Origin of the sequence: Burkholderia sp. AU17457 (genome assembly GCF_002223255.1) — a bacterium.
Taxonomy (GTDB): Bacteria; Pseudomonadota; Gammaproteobacteria; order Burkholderiales; family Burkholderiaceae; genus Burkholderia; species Burkholderia sola.
Window position 1 is genome coordinate 1,368,981 of sequence record NZ_NKFB01000003.1, and the last position, 18,863, is coordinate 1,387,843.

Annotated in this window: 18 protein-coding genes and 1 pseudogene; 7 read left to right on the forward strand and 12 right to left on the reverse strand. The window is 68.7% G+C overall.

The window, feature by feature from the left end:
• Positions 1-28: 28 nt before the first annotated feature.
• From CFB49_RS08950 to CFB49_RS08965, 4 genes are all read right to left on the reverse strand, one after another.
• A complete protein-coding gene (locus CFB49_RS08950) occupies positions 29-448 on the reverse strand; it encodes an organic hydroperoxide resistance protein (protein ID WP_069620746.1) in 420 nt (139 codons plus the stop codon).
• Between the two features lie 497 nt (positions 449-945).
• Positions 946-1,497 (reverse strand): shikimate kinase, encoded by a 552-nt coding sequence (locus CFB49_RS08955; protein ID WP_089491171.1) that lies wholly within the window; start codon positions 1,495-1,497, stop codon positions 946-948.
• The gene (locus CFB49_RS08960; RefSeq protein WP_069620747.1) at positions 1,494-2,141 is read right to left on the reverse strand and encodes a hypothetical protein; all 648 of its coding nucleotides are present in this window, start codon (positions 2,139-2,141) and stop codon (positions 1,494-1,496) included. The genes CFB49_RS08955 and CFB49_RS08960 overlap by 4 nt, the downstream gene beginning before the upstream one ends.
• 28 nt (positions 2,142-2,169) lie before the next feature.
• Positions 2,170-2,580 (reverse strand): acyl-CoA thioesterase, encoded by a 411-nt coding sequence (locus CFB49_RS08965; RefSeq protein ID WP_069620748.1) that lies wholly within the window; start codon positions 2,578-2,580, stop codon positions 2,170-2,172.
• Positions 2,581-2,965: 385 nt separating this feature from the next.
• Between CFB49_RS08965 and CFB49_RS08970 the strand changes: the two genes are divergently transcribed.
• Complete coding sequence (locus tag CFB49_RS08970) at positions 2,966-4,078, forward strand: 3-deoxy-7-phosphoheptulonate synthase (protein ID WP_089435062.1); 1,113 nt, start codon at positions 2,966-2,968, stop codon at positions 4,076-4,078.
• 19 nt (positions 4,079-4,097) lie between these two features.
• Here the strand turns inward: CFB49_RS08970 and CFB49_RS08975 are convergent, their stop codons facing one another.
• Positions 4,098-5,465, reverse strand: coding sequence for a glutamate--cysteine ligase (locus CFB49_RS08975; protein WP_089491172.1), 1,368 nt, complete (start codon positions 5,463-5,465; stop codon positions 4,098-4,100).
• A gap of 120 nt (positions 5,466-5,585) precedes the next feature.
• Positions 5,586-6,422 (reverse strand): AraC family transcriptional regulator, encoded by an 837-nt coding sequence (locus CFB49_RS08980; protein WP_089435063.1) that lies wholly within the window; start codon positions 6,420-6,422, stop codon positions 5,586-5,588.
• Between the two features lie 103 nt (positions 6,423-6,525).
• Between CFB49_RS08980 and CFB49_RS08985 the strand changes: the two genes are divergently transcribed.
• From CFB49_RS08985 to CFB49_RS09005, 5 genes are all read left to right on the forward strand, one after another.
• Positions 6,526-8,025 (forward strand): efflux transporter outer membrane subunit, encoded by a 1,500-nt coding sequence (locus tag CFB49_RS08985; RefSeq protein WP_089435064.1) that lies wholly within the window; start codon positions 6,526-6,528, stop codon positions 8,023-8,025.
• A 9-nt stretch (positions 8,026-8,034) separates the two neighbouring features.
• Positions 8,035-9,399 (forward strand): efflux RND transporter periplasmic adaptor subunit, encoded by a 1,365-nt coding sequence (locus tag CFB49_RS08990; protein ID WP_089491173.1) that lies wholly within the window; start codon positions 8,035-8,037, stop codon positions 9,397-9,399.
• The gene (locus CFB49_RS08995) at positions 9,396-10,934 is read left to right on the forward strand and encodes a DHA2 family efflux MFS transporter permease subunit (RefSeq protein WP_069620757.1); all 1,539 of its coding nucleotides are present in this window, start codon (positions 9,396-9,398) and stop codon (positions 10,932-10,934) included. The genes CFB49_RS08990 and CFB49_RS08995 overlap by 4 nt, the downstream gene beginning before the upstream one ends.
• A 59-nt stretch (positions 10,935-10,993) precedes the next feature.
• Positions 10,994-11,425 (forward strand): hypothetical protein, encoded by a 432-nt coding sequence (locus CFB49_RS09000; protein WP_089435356.1) that lies wholly within the window; start codon positions 10,994-10,996, stop codon positions 11,423-11,425.
• 85 nt (positions 11,426-11,510) lie between these two features.
• Positions 11,511-12,245: an autoinducer binding domain-containing protein gene (locus CFB49_RS09005; protein ID WP_084044462.1), complete on the forward strand. Its 735-nt coding sequence runs from the start codon at positions 11,511-11,513 to the stop codon at positions 12,243-12,245.
• Here CFB49_RS09005 and CFB49_RS09010 read toward each other — a convergent pair.
• From CFB49_RS09010 to CFB49_RS09035, 6 genes are read right to left on the reverse strand one after another with little or no spacing between them, the layout of a single operon-like run.
• Complete coding sequence (locus CFB49_RS09010; RefSeq protein WP_089491174.1) at positions 12,168-12,956, reverse strand: glutamine amidotransferase; 789 nt, start codon at positions 12,954-12,956, stop codon at positions 12,168-12,170. The genes CFB49_RS09005 and CFB49_RS09010 overlap by 78 nt on opposite strands.
• A 20-nt stretch (positions 12,957-12,976) precedes the next feature.
• Entirely contained in the window at positions 12,977-13,621 is a 645-nt protein-coding gene (locus CFB49_RS09015; RefSeq protein WP_069620760.1) for a glutathione S-transferase family protein, read from the reverse strand.
• A complete protein-coding gene (gene metC, locus CFB49_RS09020; RefSeq protein ID WP_069620761.1) occupies positions 13,615-14,853 on the reverse strand; it encodes a cystathionine beta-lyase in 1,239 nt (412 codons plus the stop codon). The genes CFB49_RS09015 and metC overlap by 7 nt, the downstream gene beginning before the upstream one ends.
• Positions 14,844-15,497 carry a pyridoxine/pyridoxamine 5'-phosphate oxidase gene (locus CFB49_RS09025; protein WP_084044463.1) on the reverse strand — a complete coding sequence of 218 codons (654 nt, stop codon included), beginning with the start codon at positions 15,495-15,497 and terminating at the stop codon, positions 14,844-14,846. The genes metC and CFB49_RS09025 overlap by 10 nt, the downstream gene beginning before the upstream one ends.
• Before the next feature lie 8 nt (positions 15,498-15,505).
• The gene (locus CFB49_RS09030; RefSeq protein ID WP_089491175.1) at positions 15,506-16,408 is read right to left on the reverse strand and encodes an HpcH/HpaI aldolase/citrate lyase family protein; all 903 of its coding nucleotides are present in this window, start codon (positions 16,406-16,408) and stop codon (positions 15,506-15,508) included.
• A 50-nt stretch (positions 16,409-16,458) separates the two neighbouring features.
• Positions 16,459-17,601 (reverse strand): acyl-CoA dehydrogenase family protein, encoded by a 1,143-nt coding sequence (locus CFB49_RS09035; RefSeq protein WP_069620764.1) that lies wholly within the window; start codon positions 17,599-17,601, stop codon positions 16,459-16,461.
• Between the two features lie 243 nt (positions 17,602-17,844).
• Here CFB49_RS09035 and CFB49_RS37070 point away from each other — a divergent pair.
• Positions 17,845-18,854, forward strand: a pseudogene (locus CFB49_RS37070) (hypothetical protein).
• Positions 18,855-18,863 lie beyond the last annotated feature (9 nt).

Consider the following 18,863-nt stretch of genomic DNA (forward strand, 5'->3'; position numbering starts at 1 on the left):
GGCGGCGCTCGGCCGCCCGATGCAACGTTCAGGCGATCCGGATGTCGACGTCGATGTTGCCGCGCGTCGCCTTCGAATACGGGCAGGTCTGGTGTGCGGCGTCGACGATGCGTTGCGCGACGTCGCGCTCGAGCCCCGGCACGCTCACGTTCAAGCGGGCCTGCAGGAAGTACGCGTTGCCCGCCGTGCCGAGATCCACTTCGGCGTCGACCGCGAGATCGGCCGGCAGCGTCACCTTCTCGGCACGCGCCGCAAGCTGCATCGCGCCGATGAAGCAGGCCGACCAGCCTGCGGCGAACAGTTGTTCCGGGTTGGTGCCGGTGCCGGCGCTGCCCGGCGACGACAACTGGATGTCGAGGCGGCCGTCGGAACTGCGCGCCGCGCCGTCGCGACCGCCGGAAGTCGTATGCGTCTTGCCCGTGTACAGCACTTTGTCGATCTTGCTCATCGTTTGCTCCGTCAGTTTGGGGTTTGTGTCAGATGCGATTCGATCGCATGCGATGCAGTTTCCGCTTGACGACCGCCCACGTCAAGCGGATTCGATTAAATCGCATGCGATATTTTGTATTTCAATGTATCTGAAACGGGTAGCGCCTTGCCTGGCAAGGCTTTCAGACGATTTCGCCCCCAATGAGCCACGGCCGCCAGCCAGACGATGCGGTTTCGCCGATGTGGTTCTTGGCCGATAGGGTTCGGGCGCTCGGCAAGGTGATCGCCGCGAGTGAATGTCGAAACGTGGCGAGAGCTCGCGAGGGAACCGATTTTCCGGTGGTTTGATGACCTGCACCTTCTGTCGCGGAACACGCAGTTGGATAAAACAATGCCTCTATCCGGATAACTTTTCTTATCACAATAGCACTATGTAGAATCCAAACTTGCCGTTTCAAAAACGCGTATGGCGTCGAGCGTGCGGCCGATTCGAAGGGCAGGGAAGTGAACGCGCCATCACACCGGCCCATTCATCCGCGCAAACAGCAGCGTCAACACCTCCGCCGTTGCACGCGCGACGCCGTGTGCGGTCGTATCGACCAGCGCATGCGCGCATTCGCGATACAGCGGGTCGCGCATCCGGTACAGCGCGGCGAGCGTCTGCCGCGGCTCGCCCGCCTGCAGCAGCGGCCGCCGCCGCGCGTCGTCGCGCGTACGGCGCCACAGCACATCGGGGTCCGCATGCAGATAGATCACACTGCCGCGTTCGCTCAGGCGGGCGCGGGTGCGCGGATTCAGGACCGCGCCCCCGCCGGTCGCCACGACCACGTTCGCGTGCTGCGTCAGCTCGTCGACGATCTGCGTTTCCAGCAGCCGAAAGCCGCCTTCGCCGACCAGGTCGAACAGCGCGGCGATCGAGCGGCCCGTGCGCCGCTCGATCTCGTCGTCGCTGTCGGCGAACGCCCAGCCTAGCGAAGCCGCGAGCGCGCGGCCAAGCGTCGACTTGCCCGCGCCCATCATGCCGACCAGAAACGCGCGCCCGCCCGTCGTCGCGACGGCGGTGTTCATAACCGTCGCGCGAGCGGCCAGCGCGCCCGCGTCGCCAGGCAGATCCGTCGCGCGCGCACCGCATCCGACAGCGTGTCGAGCGCCGCACCGGTCGACGCGTCGTCGGCGTCGAGCAGCGCGCCGAGTATCGGCTCGTCCGGATCGCCGGCTGCGATGTGCTCGGCTGCATCCGCCGCGATGGTCCGAGGCGTGCGTTCCGCTTCGGCATCGCGCTCGGTCCGCCGCCACCTGCCGTGCAGATCGCGCCATCGCACGACCAGCCCGGAGAGCAGCGCACCGCCCGGCACGGCCGCGTCGTCGGGGGCCGTCGCCGAGCCGTCGTGCGTCGTACATCGTGTGACCCAGCTCGCGAATTCGAGCAGCGACGCATCGTGGGTGACCGTCGCCGCATCGAGCGCCACGGCCACGCCGGCATCCCGCAGCCGGCCGAGCAGCGTCCGCACGCCGTCGTGCGCGCCACCGCACGGCTGCAGCAGCACCTCGAGCTCGTCCTCGTGGCGGTACGCGAGCGCACGGTGCCGCTCGAGCGCAGCCGGCTCGAGCAACGCCTGCGCCGCATGCCGGACGATCACGATCGCGCGATCGTCCCGCCGCTCCACGATCGCGCCGATCCGGCGCCGGGCGCGCGCCACCGCGCAGCTCATGTATTGCTCCCGAACGGGTGCGCACGCATCACAGCGATCCCTGGAATTCGAGCACGCGCGTCTTGAATTCGTCGGGCACCGGCAGCGTCGTGTTGTTCACGTAATCGAACATCACGTGCGTCGACACGCCGCGCGCGACGATGGTCCGATCGTCGCGCTCCATCAGGTGTTCGAGATCGAAGCTCTTGCTGCCGAAGCGCACGATGCTCGAGCGGATGGTCAGGTTGTCGCCGAATTGCGCCGGCGCGAGGTACTCGCACTGCGTCTTCACCATGATGTGCGGCAGCTTCTCGCTGCGGGGCAGGCCGAGCAGGTCGAACATGTAGCAGAGATACGAATGCTGCAGGTAGTCGTAATAGACGGGGCTGCTCACATGCCCCATCGAATCCGTATCGCGATACTTGACGTGAATGGGGGTTTCGTAATGTCGTTTCGACATGGTGACTCTCCGCAATGACTGGGTTGATTTATATTTTCGAGCCCGAATGGCCTGTCGGGCATCCGAAAATTAATCGAACGACTATCGAGCCGCCACTATCAGAACGAATAGCGACGCGTGGCGGAAAGTCGCACCAGCCTGCATTCCGCTCTGCAATATCACATCCGCATTTTCGAATGAAACCCGATTAACACACGGCTCCCGCAACGCCGCAAACGGGCTCGCACCCGGCCCCTCGATTATCGAATCCGACTCTTATTCTTCTCATTCATAAGGTTATGAATGAGAAACTGATAAATATGTTAGTTGCGCATGGAAAGCGCCATTCAATACAGTCGCGCTGTAGTAAAAAATCCCGTTCATTATCGACAGGAGGGCAGTCCCCATGCATGCAAACGCCTGGACGACCAACCGCGACGCCGTGCCGCGCTTGCCGTCCCCTGCGGATCTCGCCGGCGCGCTGCCGCCGGCGTGGCGCGCGTCGCGCACCGTTCATGCGACCCGCCGCGCGATCGTCGACGTGCTCGACGGCGCGGACGACCGGCTCGTGGTCATCGCCGGCCCGTGCTCGATACACGATCCGGACGCCGCGCGCGACTACGCGGCACGGCTCGCGCTGCAACGCGCGCGCTTTGCGGACGAGCTGGAAATCGTGATGCGCGTGTATTTCGAGAAGCCGCGCACGACGGTCGGCTGGAAGGGGCTGATCAACGATCCGTTGCTGGACGGCAGCGACCGGATCGACGTCGGCCTGCATACGGCCCGCACGCTGCTGTGCGACGTCAACGGCACGGAGATGCCGGCCGCGACCGAGTTTCTCGATCCGCTGTCGCCGCGCTACCTGGCCGATCTGGTCGCCTGGGGCGCGATCGGCGCGCGCACCGTGGAGTCGCAGGTGCATCGCGAGCTGGCGTCGTCGCTGCCGATCCCGATCGGCTTCAAGAACGGCACCGACGGCAATGTCCAGGTCGCCGTCGATGCGATGCGCGCGGCGGCGCACGCGCATCGCTTCCTGTCGATCGATGCGGACGGCCGGCTATGCGCGAGCGCGTCGCCCGGCAATCCGCATACGCACGTCGTGCTGCGCGGCGGGCGCGAGCCGAACTTCGACGCGGCCGCCGTGAATGCCGCCTGCGAGCGGATGACGGCCGCGCACGTCGCGCCGCGCGTGATGATCGACGTCAGTCACGGCAACAGCCGCCGCCAGTACCGGAACCAGCTCGCCGTCGGCGCGGAAGTCGCCGCGCAGGTGGCGGCCGGCGATACGCGCATCGTCGGCGTGCTGATCGAGTCGAACCTGATCGAAGGGCGGCAGGATCTCGTGCCCGGCGTGCCGCTGCGCTACGGGCAGAGCATCACGGACGCGTGCCTGTCGTTCGCCGATACCGCGCAGCTGTTCGAGACGCTCGCGCACGCCGTGCGGACACGGCGACGCGGCCATGCGCTGCCGCTCGGCGCCGAGTTCGCGCACGAGCCGCTGCTCGCCTGTTGCGCGTGAGCGGCCCGGCGCGACGCGCTCAGATGGCGGCTTCGTCATGGATCCGCGTCGCGTCGCCGGCCCACGCGTCGCGATAGCGGGCCAGCCAGTGTTCGGCCTGCGTCGGCGCGCCGGCGACGATGTCGTCGAGCGGCGCGAGATACATCGATTCGTCGCGTCCGGCCGCATCCTTGCGCGCCCGCGCGCGCAGCCCGCGATGCGCGATCGCGAGCGCATCGGCCGCCATCGCGCGTAACGACCGGCCGCCGGCCGGCGTGTCGAGCCCGGTACGCGGCACGTCGCGACGCAGCACGAGCAGCGTACCGCGGTCGATCTCGGCAGCCAGCGTCGCGGCTTCCGACAGCGCGGCCGGATCGTACAGCAGGCCCGTCCAGAGCGCGGACAGCGCGACCATCATGGCCGGCGAGCCGGCATCGGCGCCGCGCATCTCGAGATAGCGCTTCAGCCGCACCTCGGTGAATACCGTCGTCAGATGGTCCGCGAAATCGCCCAGCGTCGGCATCTCGCCTTCGAGATGCGGAATGCGCCGCCGCAGAAAATCGCGGAACGTATGCCCGGTCGCGTCCGCATAACGGTCGCCGCGCCGCACGAAGTACATCGGCACGTTGTCGAGCAGCCAGCTCACGTAGCGCTCGAAGCCGAAGCTGCGCGACAGGAACAGGGCCGGCACGCCGCAACGATCCGCGTCGGTATCGAGCCACGTGTCGGCGCGCGTCGACAGCAGGCCCGACGGGCGGCCGTCGACGAACGGCGAATTCGCGAACAGCGCGGTCGCGATCGGCTGCAACGCGAGCGACGCGCGCAGCTTGCGCGCCATGTCGCTTTCCGACGCGAAATCGAGGTTGACCTGCACGGTGCAGGTGCGCTGCATCATGTCGAGCCCGCGCGTGCCGACGCGCGGCATGTAGCGCCGCATGATCGCGTAGCGCTGCTTGGGCATCCACGGCAGCGCGTCGCGCGACAGGTGAGGGTGAAAGCCGAGCGGCACGCAGCGCAGGCCGAGCGGATCGCATGCCGCACGCGCCGCGGCGAGGTGCGCATGCAGTTCGGCGTGCGTATCGTGCAGCGTATCGAGCGGCGCCCCCGACAGTTCGAGCTGGCCGGCCGGTTCGAGCGAGATCGCGGCGCCGTCGCGCTGGATCACGCCGACGGTGTGCCCGGCGTCGACGATCGGCGTCCCGTCGCCGCGCAGCCGCGCCAGCACCTCGGCGATGCCGGACGGTCCTTCATAACGCGCAGCCGCGTGCGTCGCGCGGGAAACGACGAACTTCTCGTGCTCGGTACCGATCCGGAACTGCGCGGCCGGCTTGCAGCCGGCGGCGAGATGATCGACGAGCTGCTGCTCGGAGACGATCGGCGTGTTGTCCGATCCGACGGCATTCGACATCGACACCCTCCATAAGTCACATTGGGCGACCGACCGGCCGGTCGCACGGCGACTATAGCGACGTCGATGCGCGCGCAGTACTGGCAGGGGTGATAGGGGGCCGGGCGATGCCGCGCGGCATTACGGCTGCTTGCGCTTCGCGAAGTAATGCGCGGGCGAATCGCCGAACGCGCGGCGGAACATCGCGATGAAATTGCTCGGCGTCGCATAGCCGAGCGCGTCCGCGATGTTGGCGACGCTGTCGCCGTTCGCCAGACGTTCGAGCGCATGCGTGAGCCGCGCCTGCTGCCGCCACTGCGCGAAGCTCGTGCCGGTTTCCGCGACGAACAGCCGGCTCAGCGTGCGGGCGGACAGCCCGGCCCATTCGGCCCACGCGTCGAGCGTCCGGCTGTCGTGCGGCTGCCCGAGGATCGCGTTGGCGATCCGCAGCAACCGCCGGTCGCGCGGCATCGGCAAGTGCAGCGGTTCGTGCGGCGCGCGGCGCATCTCGTCGAGCAGCACGACGCTCATGCGCGCCTGCTCGAGGTCGAGCCGGTCCTGGTCGGCCCACGACACCGCGCGCCGCACGAGCGCGCGCATCAGTTCGCTGATCGCGATCACGCATGGCTGGTCGGGCATCCGGCGGCTCGCGGCCGGTGCGATCACGACGCTCCAGCCGCTCAACGCGCCGCTGATGCTGACCTTGTGCTGCTCGCCCGGCGGAATCCAGCCCGCGCGATGCGGCGGCAGCAGCCATGAACCGTGCGGCGTGCGCACGTGCGCGAACCCGCTTTCGACGCAGAACACCTGGCCGCGCAGATGGCTGTGCCAGTCGACCTCGCGCGTGCCGAGCTGGTAGGCGTTGCTGCCGTCGTCCTCGCCCCAGACGGCGATCAGCGACGGGCCGTCCGCGCGTTCGCTCGGATCGGCGTCGGCGCGTTGCGCCGCGCGGACGGGAGAGGTGTCTCGGATGGGCATGGCCGGAATTCATTATTTTTTGTCTAAACAACATTATCAGCTTTGCCGGGGAGCGTCCAACAATGCGTGTCGTATTCATATCCAAACGAATCCGAGGAATGCGATGCATGCAGCACTTGCTCCGCCGCCACGCGATGCCGTCGCGTCGCGCGTCCTGTCGCGAATGGCCGTCACCGTGGCACTCGCCATGCTCGGCGCATGCGCGAGCCGCGACGGGCTCACGCCCGCCGGCACGCTGCGCGGCGCCGATACGCTCGCCGCGTCGCGCAGCCTCGCGCATGCGCCGGCCGCCGACTGGCCGGCCGCCGACTGGTGGGTTGCGCTGAACGATGCGCAGTTGAATGCGCTGATCGACGAGGCGCTTGCCGGCAATCCCGATCTCGCGACCGCCGATGCGCGTGCGCGCGAAGCGCAGGCGCTCGTGATCGAAGCGCAGGCTGCGCGCCTGCCGCACCTCGTCGGCCGCGCCAGCGCCAAAGGGGAACGCACGTCCGGCACGCAGTTCTCGGCGAGCGAGGGCGGCGGTTTCTTCAGCCACACGCGCGAGATCAATCTCGGCCTGAGCTGGGATCTCGATCTGTGGGGCGGCCGCCGCGCCGCGTGGGAAGCCGCGCTCGGCGAAGCGCGGGCCGCGCGGATCGATGCGCGGGCCGCGCGCGTGCTGCTGTCCGTCAACGTCGCGCGCGCCTACGTGAATCTTGCCTATGCGTTCGATCAGCAGGACGTCGCGCGGGCCGAATACGAGCGCGCCGACGAAGCGCTGTCGCTCACGCGTCAGCGTGTCACGAAAGGCATCGACAACGTCGCACAGCAACGCCAGGCGGAAAGCGAGGTCGCGGCCGCGATGCGCGAGCAGGCACGCGCGGCGCAGGCGATCGACAGCGCGCGCATCGCGCTCGCGATCCTGCTCGGCGCAGGCCCCGATCGCGGCCTCGCGCTCGTGCGGCCCGCGCCGTTGCCCACCGCCGCGCTCGCGGTGCCGGCCGACCTGCCGGCCGCGCTGCTCGGCCGGCGCGCCGATCTCGTCGCCGCACGCTGGCGGGTGGAAGCCGCGAGCCGCAACGTCGCGGCCGCGCGCGCGGACTTCCTGCCCGACGTGAGTCTCACCGCGCTGATCGGTCTCGCGACGCGCGGCGGCGCATCGCTGTTCCAGGCCGCTTCGCGCACCTACAACGTCAGCCCGGCCGTGAGCCTGCCGATCTTCGACGGCGGCGAACGGCGCGGCGTGCTGCGCAAGCGTGACGCGCAATACGACGTCGCGGTCGCCAGCTACAACAAGACGCTGATCGGCGCGATCGGCGAGGTGGCCGACGATCTGCACCGGCTGCATTCGCTCGCGGTGCAGGTCGATGCGCAGCAGCAGGCGTTCGACGCCGCCACCGATGCGTGGCGGCTCGCGGACGCGCGCTACCGGGCCGGCGTCGGCAGCTACCTCGACGCGCTCGTCGTGCGCCAGCAGCTGTTGATCGCGAGCCGCGAAGTCGCCGCGTTGCGCGCCCAGCGCGCGGACCAGTCGCTGCAGCTCGTCGCCGCGCTCGGCGGCGGCTTCCACGCCGAGCCGGACGACGTCGCGCTCGCCGCCACTCCCTCCCACCGTCCTTGACATCGAACCATGAGCAGCGACAACACCCTGCAGACTCCCGCGCGGCCCGCAGCCGCCGATCCGGCCCATGCCCGCCAGCCCCCGTCGGCCGACCACACCGGTGCGCCGCGCGCGCCAGGCGGGTCGGACGCCCGCACGCAACCGGCGCCGGGCGGCGCCGCACCGGCCACACCGCCGCCCGCACGACGCAAGTACCTCGTGCGGGCGCTCGTCGCCGTGTTCGCGCTCGGCATCGTCGGCTGGGGCATCTGGTACGGGATCGTCGGCCGCTGGTACGAATCCACCGACAACGCGTACGCGCAAGGCAACGTCGTCGAGCTGACACCGCAGGTGACGGGCACCGTCGTGTCGATCGATGCGGACGACGGCAATCTCGTTCGCGCCGGCACGCCGCTCGTCCGTCTCGACGCAAGCGACGCGCAGATCGCGCTCGCGGCCGCGCAAGCCGATCTCGCGGCCACGGTGCGCAAGGTGCGTGGCCTGTACAGCAACGAGCGCGGGCTCGCGAACAGTATCGACGGCGCACGCGCCGACCTCGACGCGCGGCGCACCGCGCTCGACAAGGCGAAGGCCGACTACCGGCGCCGCGAGGATCTCGGCCGCTCCGGCGCGATCTCGCGCGAGGAGCTCGCGCATGCGCTCGACACGCTGACGTCCGCGCAAAGCGCGTACGCCGCCGCGCAAAGCGCGCTCGCGACGTTGAGCGAACAGCACCAGACGAGCAAGGCGCTCGTCGACGACACCGCGGTCGCGTCGCATCCCGACGTCCAGGCCGCGGCGTCGCGGCTGCGCGCCGCCTATCTGGCCCGTGCGCGCACCGACATCGTCGCACCCGTCACCGGCTATGTCGCGAAGCGCACGGTGCAGGTCGGGCAGCGCGTGTCGCCGGGCGTGCCGCTGCTCGCGGTCGTGCCGCTGCGCCAGCTGTGGGTCGACGCGAACTTCACCGAAAAGCAGCTCGAGCACATGCGGATCGGCCAACCGGTCGAACTGACCGCCGACCTGTACGGCGACGCCGTGCGTTATACGGGCCGCGTGCAGAGCCTCGGCGTCGGCACCGGCAGCGCGTTCTCGCTGCTGCCCGCGCAGAATGCGACCGGCAACTGGATCAAGATCGTGCAGCGATTGCCAGTGCGCATCGAACTGACGGACCCGTCGCAACTCGACGCGCATCCGCTGCGCATCGGCCTGTCGATGCATGCGCGCGTCGACCAGCACGACCGCAGCGGTGCGATGCTGTCGCATCGCGCGCAGGATGCGCCGGTGTTCCGGACCGACGTGTACCGCGACGAGCTCGCGCGCGCCGACAGCCTGATCGCCGACGTCGTGCATGCGAACCTGCCGGCGGCCGTGCGTGCGGAGCGTGTGCGATGAGCGGCCCGATGCCGGCCGCCGACGCCGGCTTTCGTCCGTCGAACGTCGCGCTGACGACGTTCGGCCTCGCGCTCGCGGTGTTCATGCAGGTGCTCGACGGCACCGTCGCGAACGTATCGCTGCCGACGATCGCCGGCAACTTCGGCGTCAGCACGACGCAGAGCGCATGGGTCGTCACGACGTTCTCGGTCAGCAATGCGATCGCGTTGCCGCTGACCGGGTTTCTCGTCAAGCGCATCGGGCAGGTCCGGCTGTTCGTGTGGGCGACGCTGGCGTTCACGTTCGCGTCGCTGCTGTGCGGCTTCGCGCAAAACCTGCCGCAACTCGTCGCGTTCCGCGCGCTGCAGGGTCTCGTGGCCGGGCCGATGATCCCGACCACGCAGGCGCTGATGCTGTCGATCTACCCGCCGCAGCGGCGCGGCTTCGCGCTGTCGATGATCGCGATGGTGACCGTCGTCGCGCCGATCGCGGGCCCCGTGTTCGGCGGGTGGGTGACGGAACATTACTCGTGGCGCTGGGCGTTCCTGATCAATCTGCCGATCGGCGTGTTCGCCGCGATGTGCGTGTTCGCGCAGATGCGCGCGCGCGTCGAGACGACGGTCGCCGCGCGTGTCGACTATGTCGGCCTCGCGGCGCTCGTCGTCGGCGTCGGCGCGCTGCAGATCGTGCTCGACAAGGGTAACGAAGCGGACTGGTTCAACTCGACGTTCATCGTCGTGATGTCGGTGGTCGCCGCGTTCGGGATCGCGCTGTTCCTGATCTGGGAGCTCAACGAGCCGAACCCGATCGTGAACTTGCGGCTGTTCGCGCATCGCAACTTCGCGGCCGGCACGCTGACGCTCGTGCTCGCGTACTCGGCGTTCTTCGCGGTCAACGTGATCGTGCCGCAATGGCTGCAGCGCACGCTCGGCTATACGGCGTTCTGGGCCGGGCTGGCCGTCGCGCCGATGGGCGTGATCCCCGTGCTGATGACGCCGTTCATGGGCAAGTACGCGCCGCGCTTCAACATGCGCGTGCTCGTGTGCTGCGCGTTCGCGATCCTCGGCACGTCGTCGTTCCTGCGCGCGGGCTTCGTGCCCGACGTCGACTTCACGCACATCGCGCTGATCCAGCTGCTGCAGGGCCTCGGCCTCGCGCTGTTCATCATGCCGATCAACAGCATCCTGCTGTCCGACCTGAAGCCGGACGAGATCGCCGCGGGCTCCGGCCTGTCGACGTTCCTGCGCACGCTCGGCGCGAGCTTCGCCGTGTCGATCACGTCGTTCCTGTGGGACCGGCGCGCGATCCTGCATCACGCGCAGCTCAGCGAACACCTGAGCCAGTTCGATCCGGCCGTTCGCGCCGAACTCGCACAGCTCGGCGGCGGCGATCCGCAACGCGCGGCGACGCTGCTCGGCAACCTGGTCGACGCGCAGGCATACCAGATTTCGTTCAACGACGTGTCGTTCGCACTCGGCTGCGTGTATCTCGCCGTGATCGCGGTGGTGTGGCTCGCCCGTCCGCCGTTCGGCCCCGGCGCCGCCGCGAAACGATGAAGCGGGCGCCGCGCGGCCCGTTCCGACCCATGCTGTTCAATTCGATGGAGATTGACCCGATGCCTACCCACCACGCTGAAAACGCCACCTCCGCACTGGCGGCGCTCGCCGTGTTCGACGTCACGGAATTTCCGCTCGTCATCGTCCGCAACGATGCCATTGCATCCCGCGGCTACGCGCAGCGCTGGCTCGACGACATGCACGCGCTGATGCGGCACGGCGAGCCGTTTGTCATGATCTTTCCGCCGGCCCGGCCCGACGAGCAGCATGACGACCGCAAGGAACGCGGCATGTGGCTCAAGCAGAACCGCGCCGCGCTCGCCGCGGTTTGCCGCGCGCTCGTGTCGGTCGAACCGGACCCGAACGAGCGGGAAGCGGCCATCGCCAACGCGGCCGGCATCGAAAAGGCGTTCGGGATTCCGTTCGACGTGACCGCTTCGCTCGACGATGCGAAGCAGGCCGGCCGGCGACGCCTGATGGAGGCGGTCTAGCGCGGCCCGTTCGCGCGCAACGCCTCGAACCGGTTGCGCAAGTCCGCCTGATTGCAGATTCCAACAAATAAACGGGGTGGCTTGTATGAAAGGACTGGATTGTCTGAAATGGTTGGTACCCGGCGACACGGATGCGTCATGGCAGCGGATGACCGACGCGGCCGCCGGCATGGGATTCGACAAGGTCGTGCTGATCGTGTTGCCGTTTACCGGCGCATCGTTCGATCTCGCGCGCAAATGGAGCAGCGGCGTGCCGGGCTGGACGGCGCTGTACCGGCAGCGGCAGTTCGACCGCATCGATCCGACGCTGCAACATTGCTTCCGCTCGGCGCTGCCGCTCGTCTGGGACGACACGCTGTTCGGGCTGGCCGGGCAACGGCCATGCTACGAAGCGGCGGCCGCATACGGCATGCGCAGCGGCGTCGTGCTGCCCGTGCGCGGCCCGAAGGGGGAGGTCGGCATGCTGTCGTGCGCGAGCGCGGACGATCTCGCCGCCACGCGCGAGCGCTGCGACCGGCATCTGGCGGCGCTCACGCTGTTGCGCGACATCGCCTGCGAAGCGATCGCGGGCACGCGCTGCCACGCACCGCCCGACAGCGTGCCGCGCCTCAGCCGGCGGGAGGTCGAATGCCTGCGCTGGCATGCGGCCGGCAAGACCTCGTGGGAAATCGGCCACATCCTGAACGTGACCGAGTCGTGCATCAACTTCCACTTCATGAACATCCGTCGCAAGTTCAACGTGTCACGTCGGCACGAAGCCGTGCTGCGCGCGGTGGAGTGGGGGCTGATCAGCATCTCCGACGTGACGGTGTCCACCTGACGCCGATGCCGGCGTCTCGTCGAGCCAGCGGTCGAGAAACGCGCTGAGCCACGCGGCCGTCGTGCGGTCGTGCCGGCGGCCTTCGCTGGCCTGCGTCGCCAGGTCCTGCGCGCCGGGCACCGTCAGCTTGTGCGCGGCCGCCGTGCTCCAGCGCCGCATCATCGGATAGCTCACTTCCGGATGGAACTGGACACCGTACGCGCGCGGCCCGTAACGAACGGCCTGGTTCTCGAAATGCTCGCCGGTCGCGAGGATCTCGAGCCCGGCCACGCGCTCGAAGCCCTCGCGATGCCACTGGTACACGTGCGACGGCCATGAACCGAGTCGCCGGCCGGCGGGCGTCGCGGCGATCGGCCAGTAGCCGATTTCCGCGCGTCCGTCGCGATGCGCGTTCACGCGACCGCCCAGGTGGCGAATCATCATCTGCGCGCCGAGGCAGACGCCGAGGAACGGCGCCGCCTCGCGCAGCGGCACACCGATCCAGTCGATCTCGTCGCGGATCCAGCGATCGTCGTCGTTGGCGCTCATCGGCCCGCCGAACACCACGGCGCCCGCATGGTCGGCGAGCGTCGCCGGCAACGGATCGCCGAGCGGCGGACGGCGGATGTCGAGCGGATGGCCGCGGGCGGCGAGCAGCCGGCCGATCCGGCCGGGGCTCGACTGTTCGCGATGCAGCACGATCAGGATCGGACGAAGGGCTAAGTGCGTCATGTCGGATGGTCGGTAGAAGGTCAGCCCGGCTGGCCGCGCAACGCGTCGAACGACACCATCACCTGTTCGCGATAGGCGGGCCGCCGGCACAGGCGGGCGTACCAGGCCTCGACGTGCGGCAACGGCGGCCGCTCGACGTCGAGCGAGAAATAGCGGAACAGCGTCGTGCCGGCCGGAATGTCGGCCAGGCCCGGCGACGCGCCACCGAGAAACGGCTGGGTCGACAGCAGCCGGTCGAGCAGCCGGTAATGCGTCGCGCTGCGCGCGGCCTTGTCGAGCACCATCGCTTCGTCACGCCGCTCCGGCGGCGTTCGCACGAGTGCCCAGAACAACCCGGTCATCACGTCGGGTTCGAGCGTGGTCTGCGACCAGTCCATCCAGCGCTCCGCGCGCGAACGGGCGAACGTGTCGCGGCACCAGAACGGATTGTTCGGCACGCGCGCGGCGAGATAGCGCAGGATCGTGTGCGACTCCCACACGACGTCGCCGTCCCAGTCGATCACCGGAATCCGGCAGGTCGGATTCAGCGCGGCGAACGCGGGCGTCTGCAGCGAGCCGTGCTCGCCGCCGACCGCAATATGCCGGTAAGGCAGGCCGAGCTCGCCGATGAGCCACAACACCTTCTGCACGTTGAACGACGTGCGGCGGCCCCAGACGGTCAGCATCGCGCGGCATCCTCGCAGGCGGCGATCGACGCGCATGCCGCGTAGCGGTCGAGGCCCGCCGCAAGATCGGCGATCAGGTCGTCCGCATCCTCGAGCCCGATGTGCAGGCGCACGCCGCGGCTGCCGGACGGCCAGCGCGCCGCGAGACCGTGCGCGTCCAGCTCGAACGGCAGCGCGAGGCTCTCGTAGCCGCCCCACGAATAGCCAAGCCCGAACAGCGTCAGATGATCGAGAAACGCGTCGATCGCCTGCGCGGGAGCCGGCTGCAGCACGACCGAGAACAGCCCCGACGCGCCGCGGAAATCACGGCGCCACAGCGCGTGGCCGTCATCCCCTGGCAACGCCGGATACAGCACGCGCTGCACCTCGGGACGCCGCGCGAGCCAGCTCGCGACCGCGAGCGCGTTGCGCTGGTGCTGCCGCAGCCGCACGCCGAGCGTGCGCAGCCCGCGCAGCGCGAGATAGACGTCGTCGGGGCCCGCGCACAGTCCGAGATCGCCATGCAGCTGCTTCAGCGCGGGCCACGCGCGCGCGTTGGCCGATACCGTGCCGAGCATCGCATCCGAGTGCCCGACCAGATACTTCGTGCCGGCCTGGATCGACACGTCGATCCCGAACGCATGCGGCTGAAAGAACAGCGGCGTGGCCCAGCTGTTGTCCGCGATGACCTGCGCGCCGTGCGCGTGCGCGAGCCGCACGAGGGCAGGGATGTCGTGCATGTCGAACGTGTAGGACCCGGGCACCTCGACGTACAGTGCGCGCGTGTTCGGACGAAACGCGGCCGCGACGGGCGTGCTGCCGTCGTACCACGTCGTCTCGACGCCGAGCCGCGCCAGCACGCCTTCGCATGCGTGACGCACCGGGCCGTAGACCGACGCGGTCATCAGCAGATGGTCGCCGGGCGTCAGGCACGACAGCAGCGCGAGCGTGCACGCGGACAGGCCCGACGGGCACAGCACCGCGCCGGCGCCGCCTTCGAGGCTCGTCACCGCACGCTCGAGCGCCTCCGTCGTCGGCGTACCGCGACGGCCGTAGATATACGGCTGCGTGCGGTTCAGCAGATCCGACACCGTCGGGCTGAGCACGGTCGACGCATGGTAGACGGGCGGATTGACGAAGCCGTGCCACGCGGCGCTGTCGCGGCCCGCGTGCGCGAGCCGCGTGTCGTCGTGCAGGCGGTCGTGCGCGCCGTCGCGCGGCAGCGACGGCGGTTCGTCACGCTTCACGGCCATAGCGCACACCGCTCCCAGCGCTCGCCGACGCGACGATAAGCCTGCCGCGCGAAACGGCGCGAACTGTCGGCCCGCCAGAACTCGACGTCGTCCGGCGCCAGCGTATACAGGTGCCAGTCGTCCGACACGAGCGCCGGATCCGCGGCCAGCCGTTCGAGCTGCGCGTCGATCGCACGCGTCAGATCGGCCGGATCGTCGAGCCGTTCGCTTTGCCGTCCGGCCAGGATGCTTGCGCGCGACCGCTCGGGGCGACTCGCGAAATCGGCATGGCCTTCGGCGTCCGGCAAGCGCTCGACCGGGCCGCTCAGCCGGATCTGGCTCGCGATCGCGGGCCAGTAGAACGTCAGCGCCGCGAATGGCCGGTTCGCGAGCTGGCGCCCCTTGGGACTGCGCGCGTTCGCCGCGAAATGCCAGCCGCGCGCGTCGAGGTTCAGCAGTACGACGGAACGTGCATCGGGCCGTCCGTCCGGGCGGACCGTCGACAGCGTCGTCACCTGCGGTTCGAGCGCGCCCGCGGTCACGGCCTCGTCGAGCCAGCGCTCGAACTGCGCGTGCGGCGTGGCGGCCCAGTTGTCGGCCGGCACGTGCGGCGCGGCATGCGCGAGGGTTTTCAGCGCCTTCAGGCGCGTGGCGATCGTATCCATGGCGACACTCATGCGATGCCGAATTGCGTCGCGCGGGCGATCAGCCGATGCGCGGCGAGATAGTCGGGGACTTCCGCGAGGAAGCCGTCGACGACGGCGGCGGCCACACGGCGACCGCCGGAGGTACGCCGCGCGTGATCGAACGCGTCGATCACGCGGCGGGCGAGGGCGACTTCATCGGCCGTCGGCGTCAGCACGCGATTGACGACCGGCACGAACTGTGCGTTGACGATCGCTTTCGCCTGGTAGCCGAGGCCGCGCGACACGCGCATGTCGCGTTCCGCGCCTTCGTTGTCGGCATAGCTGTACGGGCAGTCGATCGCGGTCACGCCGACCGCCGCGCATTCGACACGAAAGCGCGAGCGCACGTAGTCGAGCTCGCGGCCCGCACGGGTGCGCTCGGCGCCCATGTCGGCCACCATGTCCTCGGTCGCGACGAGCACGGCCGACACGCGCGGGCTCGAGCGCGCGATCGCCATCGTGTTCACGAGGCCGAGCGTCGTCTCGACGTTCGGCACCAGTTCGGTCGAGCCCGGCGCGATGTCGTATTCGCGCTCGAAGCGCGTGACGGCTTCGTCGAGCGCGACGACCTGCTCGGGCGTCGCGACGTACGACATCATCACGATGTCCGGACGGCCGCGCATCGCGGCGCGCAGGTCGTCGATGCCGCCTGCGTCGAGCGGATTCACGCGCACGGAGGCCAGCACGCCGGCGTCGCGCCAGCCCGCGAGCACCCGCTCGCTCAGTTCGCGCGCAGCCGGGCGCCGGTCGGGCGGGGTAAAGGTTTCGAGTTCCTGGATCAACACATCCGCTCCGCTCGCGGTGCCGTCAACGAGCGCATCGTGATCGGCGCCGGCGAGAAAGAGCCAGGAGCGGCGCAGGCGGGAAGGGCGTCGGTTCGTCGGTGTCATGCGTGGTTTCCTGTAGGGCGCGGGGCTGCGCGTGGCGATGGCGCGGGCACTCAGCCGGCGCGCATCATCTGGTTGAAGATGTTCTTGCGATGCATTTCCTCGGTGCCGCCGACGCTCATGAAGCCCAGCGCGTCCGACGCGAACGCGGCCACGGGCCCGGCCTGATAGCCGAGACTGCCGTACAGCCGCACGAGACCGATCGCGCCGTCGACGAGATCCTGTGCGCCGACCAGCTTCGCGACCGAGCACGTCATCAACGCCTGCGGGTGATCCGTCAGCAATTGCGCGAGCGCGCCGCGCGCGAGCCACGTACCGCGCTCGATGCCGATCTGCAGGTCGACGAGACGGCGCTGCACGTACTGGTGAGCATCGATCGTGCTGTCGAAGCTGCGTCGCTCGCGGCAATAGCCGATCGCATCGCGCAGATAGGGCGCCGTCACCTGGGCCGCGACGAGGCCGTAATAGAGACGGCCGAGCGAGATGATGTCGATCAGGTTGCCGAGCCCGGCGCCCGGTTCGCCGAGCAACTGGCCGCGCGTGATCGGACAGTCGTCGAAATGCAGCGCCCCGGTGGGCAGGTCGTTGAGGCCCAGCTTGCGGTCGGGCGGGGCCACCGTCATGCCTGGCTGGTCGCGATCGACGATCACGAGCGCGGTGTTGCGCCGGCCCGGCGTTTCGATGCGCGTGACGACGAGGATGAAGCGCGCGAGCGGCGCATGCGCGATATTGAATTTGCTGCCGGTCAGCCGGTAGCCGTCGCCGTGCTCGGCGAGCGTCGTCGCGATGCTGCGCACGTCGGTGCCGGTGCCCGGCTCGGCAATCGCGGTCGCGCTCAGTTCGCCACGCAGGATCGAGCCGAAATAGCGGTCCTGCTGCGCCGCCGTGCCATGGCGCTCGAGTGCGCGCACCATGCCGGCCTGCGCGATCACCGACAGCAGCAGCGCCGGGCGGCGGATCGACGACGCAAGCCCTTCGAGCGCCGCGGAAAAATGCCACCAGCCGTGACCGTCGCCGCCATACGTCTCGGGCACGATCATGTCCCACAGTCCTTCGTGCCCGAGCCGCGTCCAGCCGGTTTCGTCGAATTCGGCGGGCGTGCGGCCGTCCTGCTCCACGGCGATGGCGATCTCCGCGCCGATATCGCGAAACCGCGCACGCGTCGCGTGCTGTTCCTGTGTCCAGTCGAATGGCATCTGTTCGTGTCTCCGGTCGAAGCGGCGCGGCCTTCGACGGCGCGCCAGCGATGACGACAAGGTTACGGGGGCAGGGACAGTGCAGGTACTGGCAGTAGTGGTAGTTGCAGGGTAAATGAGCGGTTTGGCGGGATCGGGAGGGTAGGTCGGCATGCGATACACGTCAGCCGACTGACCGGACGCCGCCTATAATCGCTATCAGCTTGTCCACGAAATCGTGGTGACCGAGGTGAGGGTGTCCAGATGGAAAAGTGCCGTCGCATCTGTTCGCGCTTCGTCCTTGCAAGCTCGATCGCTGGTCTGACAATACTGGCGTGCCCGGCACACGCGCACGCCGAGGACGGTCCTTCAAGCTCGCCGATCGGGCCCAAACCATCGGAGCGAGCGCTCAACGTCTATGCGGTGTATGGCGACGGACGCGCGACCGAGGGCGGCGACATGCATTGGCGTGCTTACGAAGTCGGCTTCGGTGACGTCTTGAACGATTACCTGTCGGTCTACCTCGCGTACATGAACGAGGGGCATCCGCTGGATCACCACCGTGACGGTTTCGCCGCCCTGGGTTCGTTTCGTTGGCCGGTCGGCAGTCGTCTGGCGCTCGAATTTTCGGCGGGCCCGTATTTCAGCATGGACACGACACATGTCGACGACCAGCCACGCAATGAAAAGCGCTGGGGCGTGCGTCGGCAGCGGTGCGGTATTACGTCGTTCCCAACCGCTTCTTCCTCAAGCTGCAGTACAACCACGTCCAGATGATCGGCGGATTCAACTCCGACGCGGTGCTCTTCGGTATCGGCTCGGATTTCGGCGGCGATCCTCGCCCGGCGTTTTCGGACGGCAAGACGCAGGTCGGCGTTTGGGCCGGGACGTCGCAGACGAACCGTCCGCAAGTGCCGATCGAAAAGGGATACATGGTCGAAGTCAAGCGGCCGCTCGGCAATGCGTGGGCGTATTCGGCGAGCTTCATCTATGAAGGCAACAATGGTGTTGCCGGCCGACGAGGCGTGGCCGCGCAATTCTGGTACGTCGCGCCGATCAAGAACAAATGGACGCTTTCGGCAGGCGTCGGTCCGTATCTCTCGCGGGATCGGAACGATGTTTCGGGCACGACACGGCTCAATGCGTTGCTCAGCGCGCAAGTGGCCTATCAGATCACGAACGACTGGGCGGCAAGCTTGCGCTTCAATCGTGTCGCAACCGGCAACGACAAGGACCAGGACATGTTCATGGTCGGCGTGGCGCGCAATTTCTAGTTCCATACT

Bases quoted from the DNA above. Each gene is read 5' to 3' on its own strand.
- CFB49_RS08950 (WP_069620746.1), bottom strand. From the start codon at position 448: ATGAGCAAGATCGACAAAGTGCTGTACACGGGCAAGACGCATACGACT.
- CFB49_RS08955 (WP_089491171.1), bottom strand. From the start codon at position 1,497: ATGAACACCGCCGTCGCGACGACGGGCGGGCGCGCGTTTCTGGTCGGC.
- CFB49_RS08960 (WP_069620747.1), bottom strand. From the start codon at position 2,141: ATGAGCTGCGCGGTGGCGCGCGCCCGGCGCCGGATCGGCGCGATCGTG.
- CFB49_RS08965 (WP_069620748.1), bottom strand. From the start codon at position 2,580: ATGTCGAAACGACATTACGAAACCCCCATTCACGTCAAGTATCGCGAT.
- CFB49_RS08970 (WP_089435062.1), top strand. From the start codon at position 2,966: ATGCATGCAAACGCCTGGACGACCAACCGCGACGCCGTGCCGCGCTTG.
- CFB49_RS08975 (WP_089491172.1), bottom strand. From the start codon at position 5,465: ATGTCGAATGCCGTCGGATCGGACAACACGCCGATCGTCTCCGAGCAG.
- CFB49_RS08980 (WP_089435063.1), bottom strand. From the start codon at position 6,422: ATGCCCATCCGAGACACCTCTCCCGTCCGCGCGGCGCAACGCGCCGAC.
- CFB49_RS08985 (WP_089435064.1), top strand. From the start codon at position 6,526: ATGCATGCAGCACTTGCTCCGCCGCCACGCGATGCCGTCGCGTCGCGC.
- CFB49_RS08990 (WP_089491173.1), top strand. From the start codon at position 8,035: ATGAGCAGCGACAACACCCTGCAGACTCCCGCGCGGCCCGCAGCCGCC.
- CFB49_RS08995 (WP_069620757.1), top strand. From the start codon at position 9,396: ATGAGCGGCCCGATGCCGGCCGCCGACGCCGGCTTTCGTCCGTCGAAC.
- CFB49_RS09000 (WP_089435356.1), top strand. From the start codon at position 10,994: ATGCCTACCCACCACGCTGAAAACGCCACCTCCGCACTGGCGGCGCTC.
- CFB49_RS09005 (WP_084044462.1), top strand. From the start codon at position 11,511: ATGAAAGGACTGGATTGTCTGAAATGGTTGGTACCCGGCGACACGGAT.
- CFB49_RS09010 (WP_089491174.1), bottom strand. From the start codon at position 12,956: ATGACGCACTTAGCCCTTCGTCCGATCCTGATCGTGCTGCATCGCGAA.
- CFB49_RS09015 (WP_069620760.1), bottom strand. From the start codon at position 13,621: ATGCTGACCGTCTGGGGCCGCCGCACGTCGTTCAACGTGCAGAAGGTG.
- metC (WP_069620761.1), bottom strand. From the start codon at position 14,853: ATGGCCGTGAAGCGTGACGAACCGCCGTCGCTGCCGCGCGACGGCGCG.
- CFB49_RS09025 (WP_084044463.1), bottom strand. From the start codon at position 15,497: ATGGATACGATCGCCACGCGCCTGAAGGCGCTGAAAACCCTCGCGCAT.
- CFB49_RS09030 (WP_089491175.1), bottom strand. From the start codon at position 16,408: ATGACACCGACGAACCGACGCCCTTCCCGCCTGCGCCGCTCCTGGCTC.
- CFB49_RS09035 (WP_069620764.1), bottom strand. From the start codon at position 17,601: ATGCCATTCGACTGGACACAGGAACAGCACGCGACGCGTGCGCGGTTT.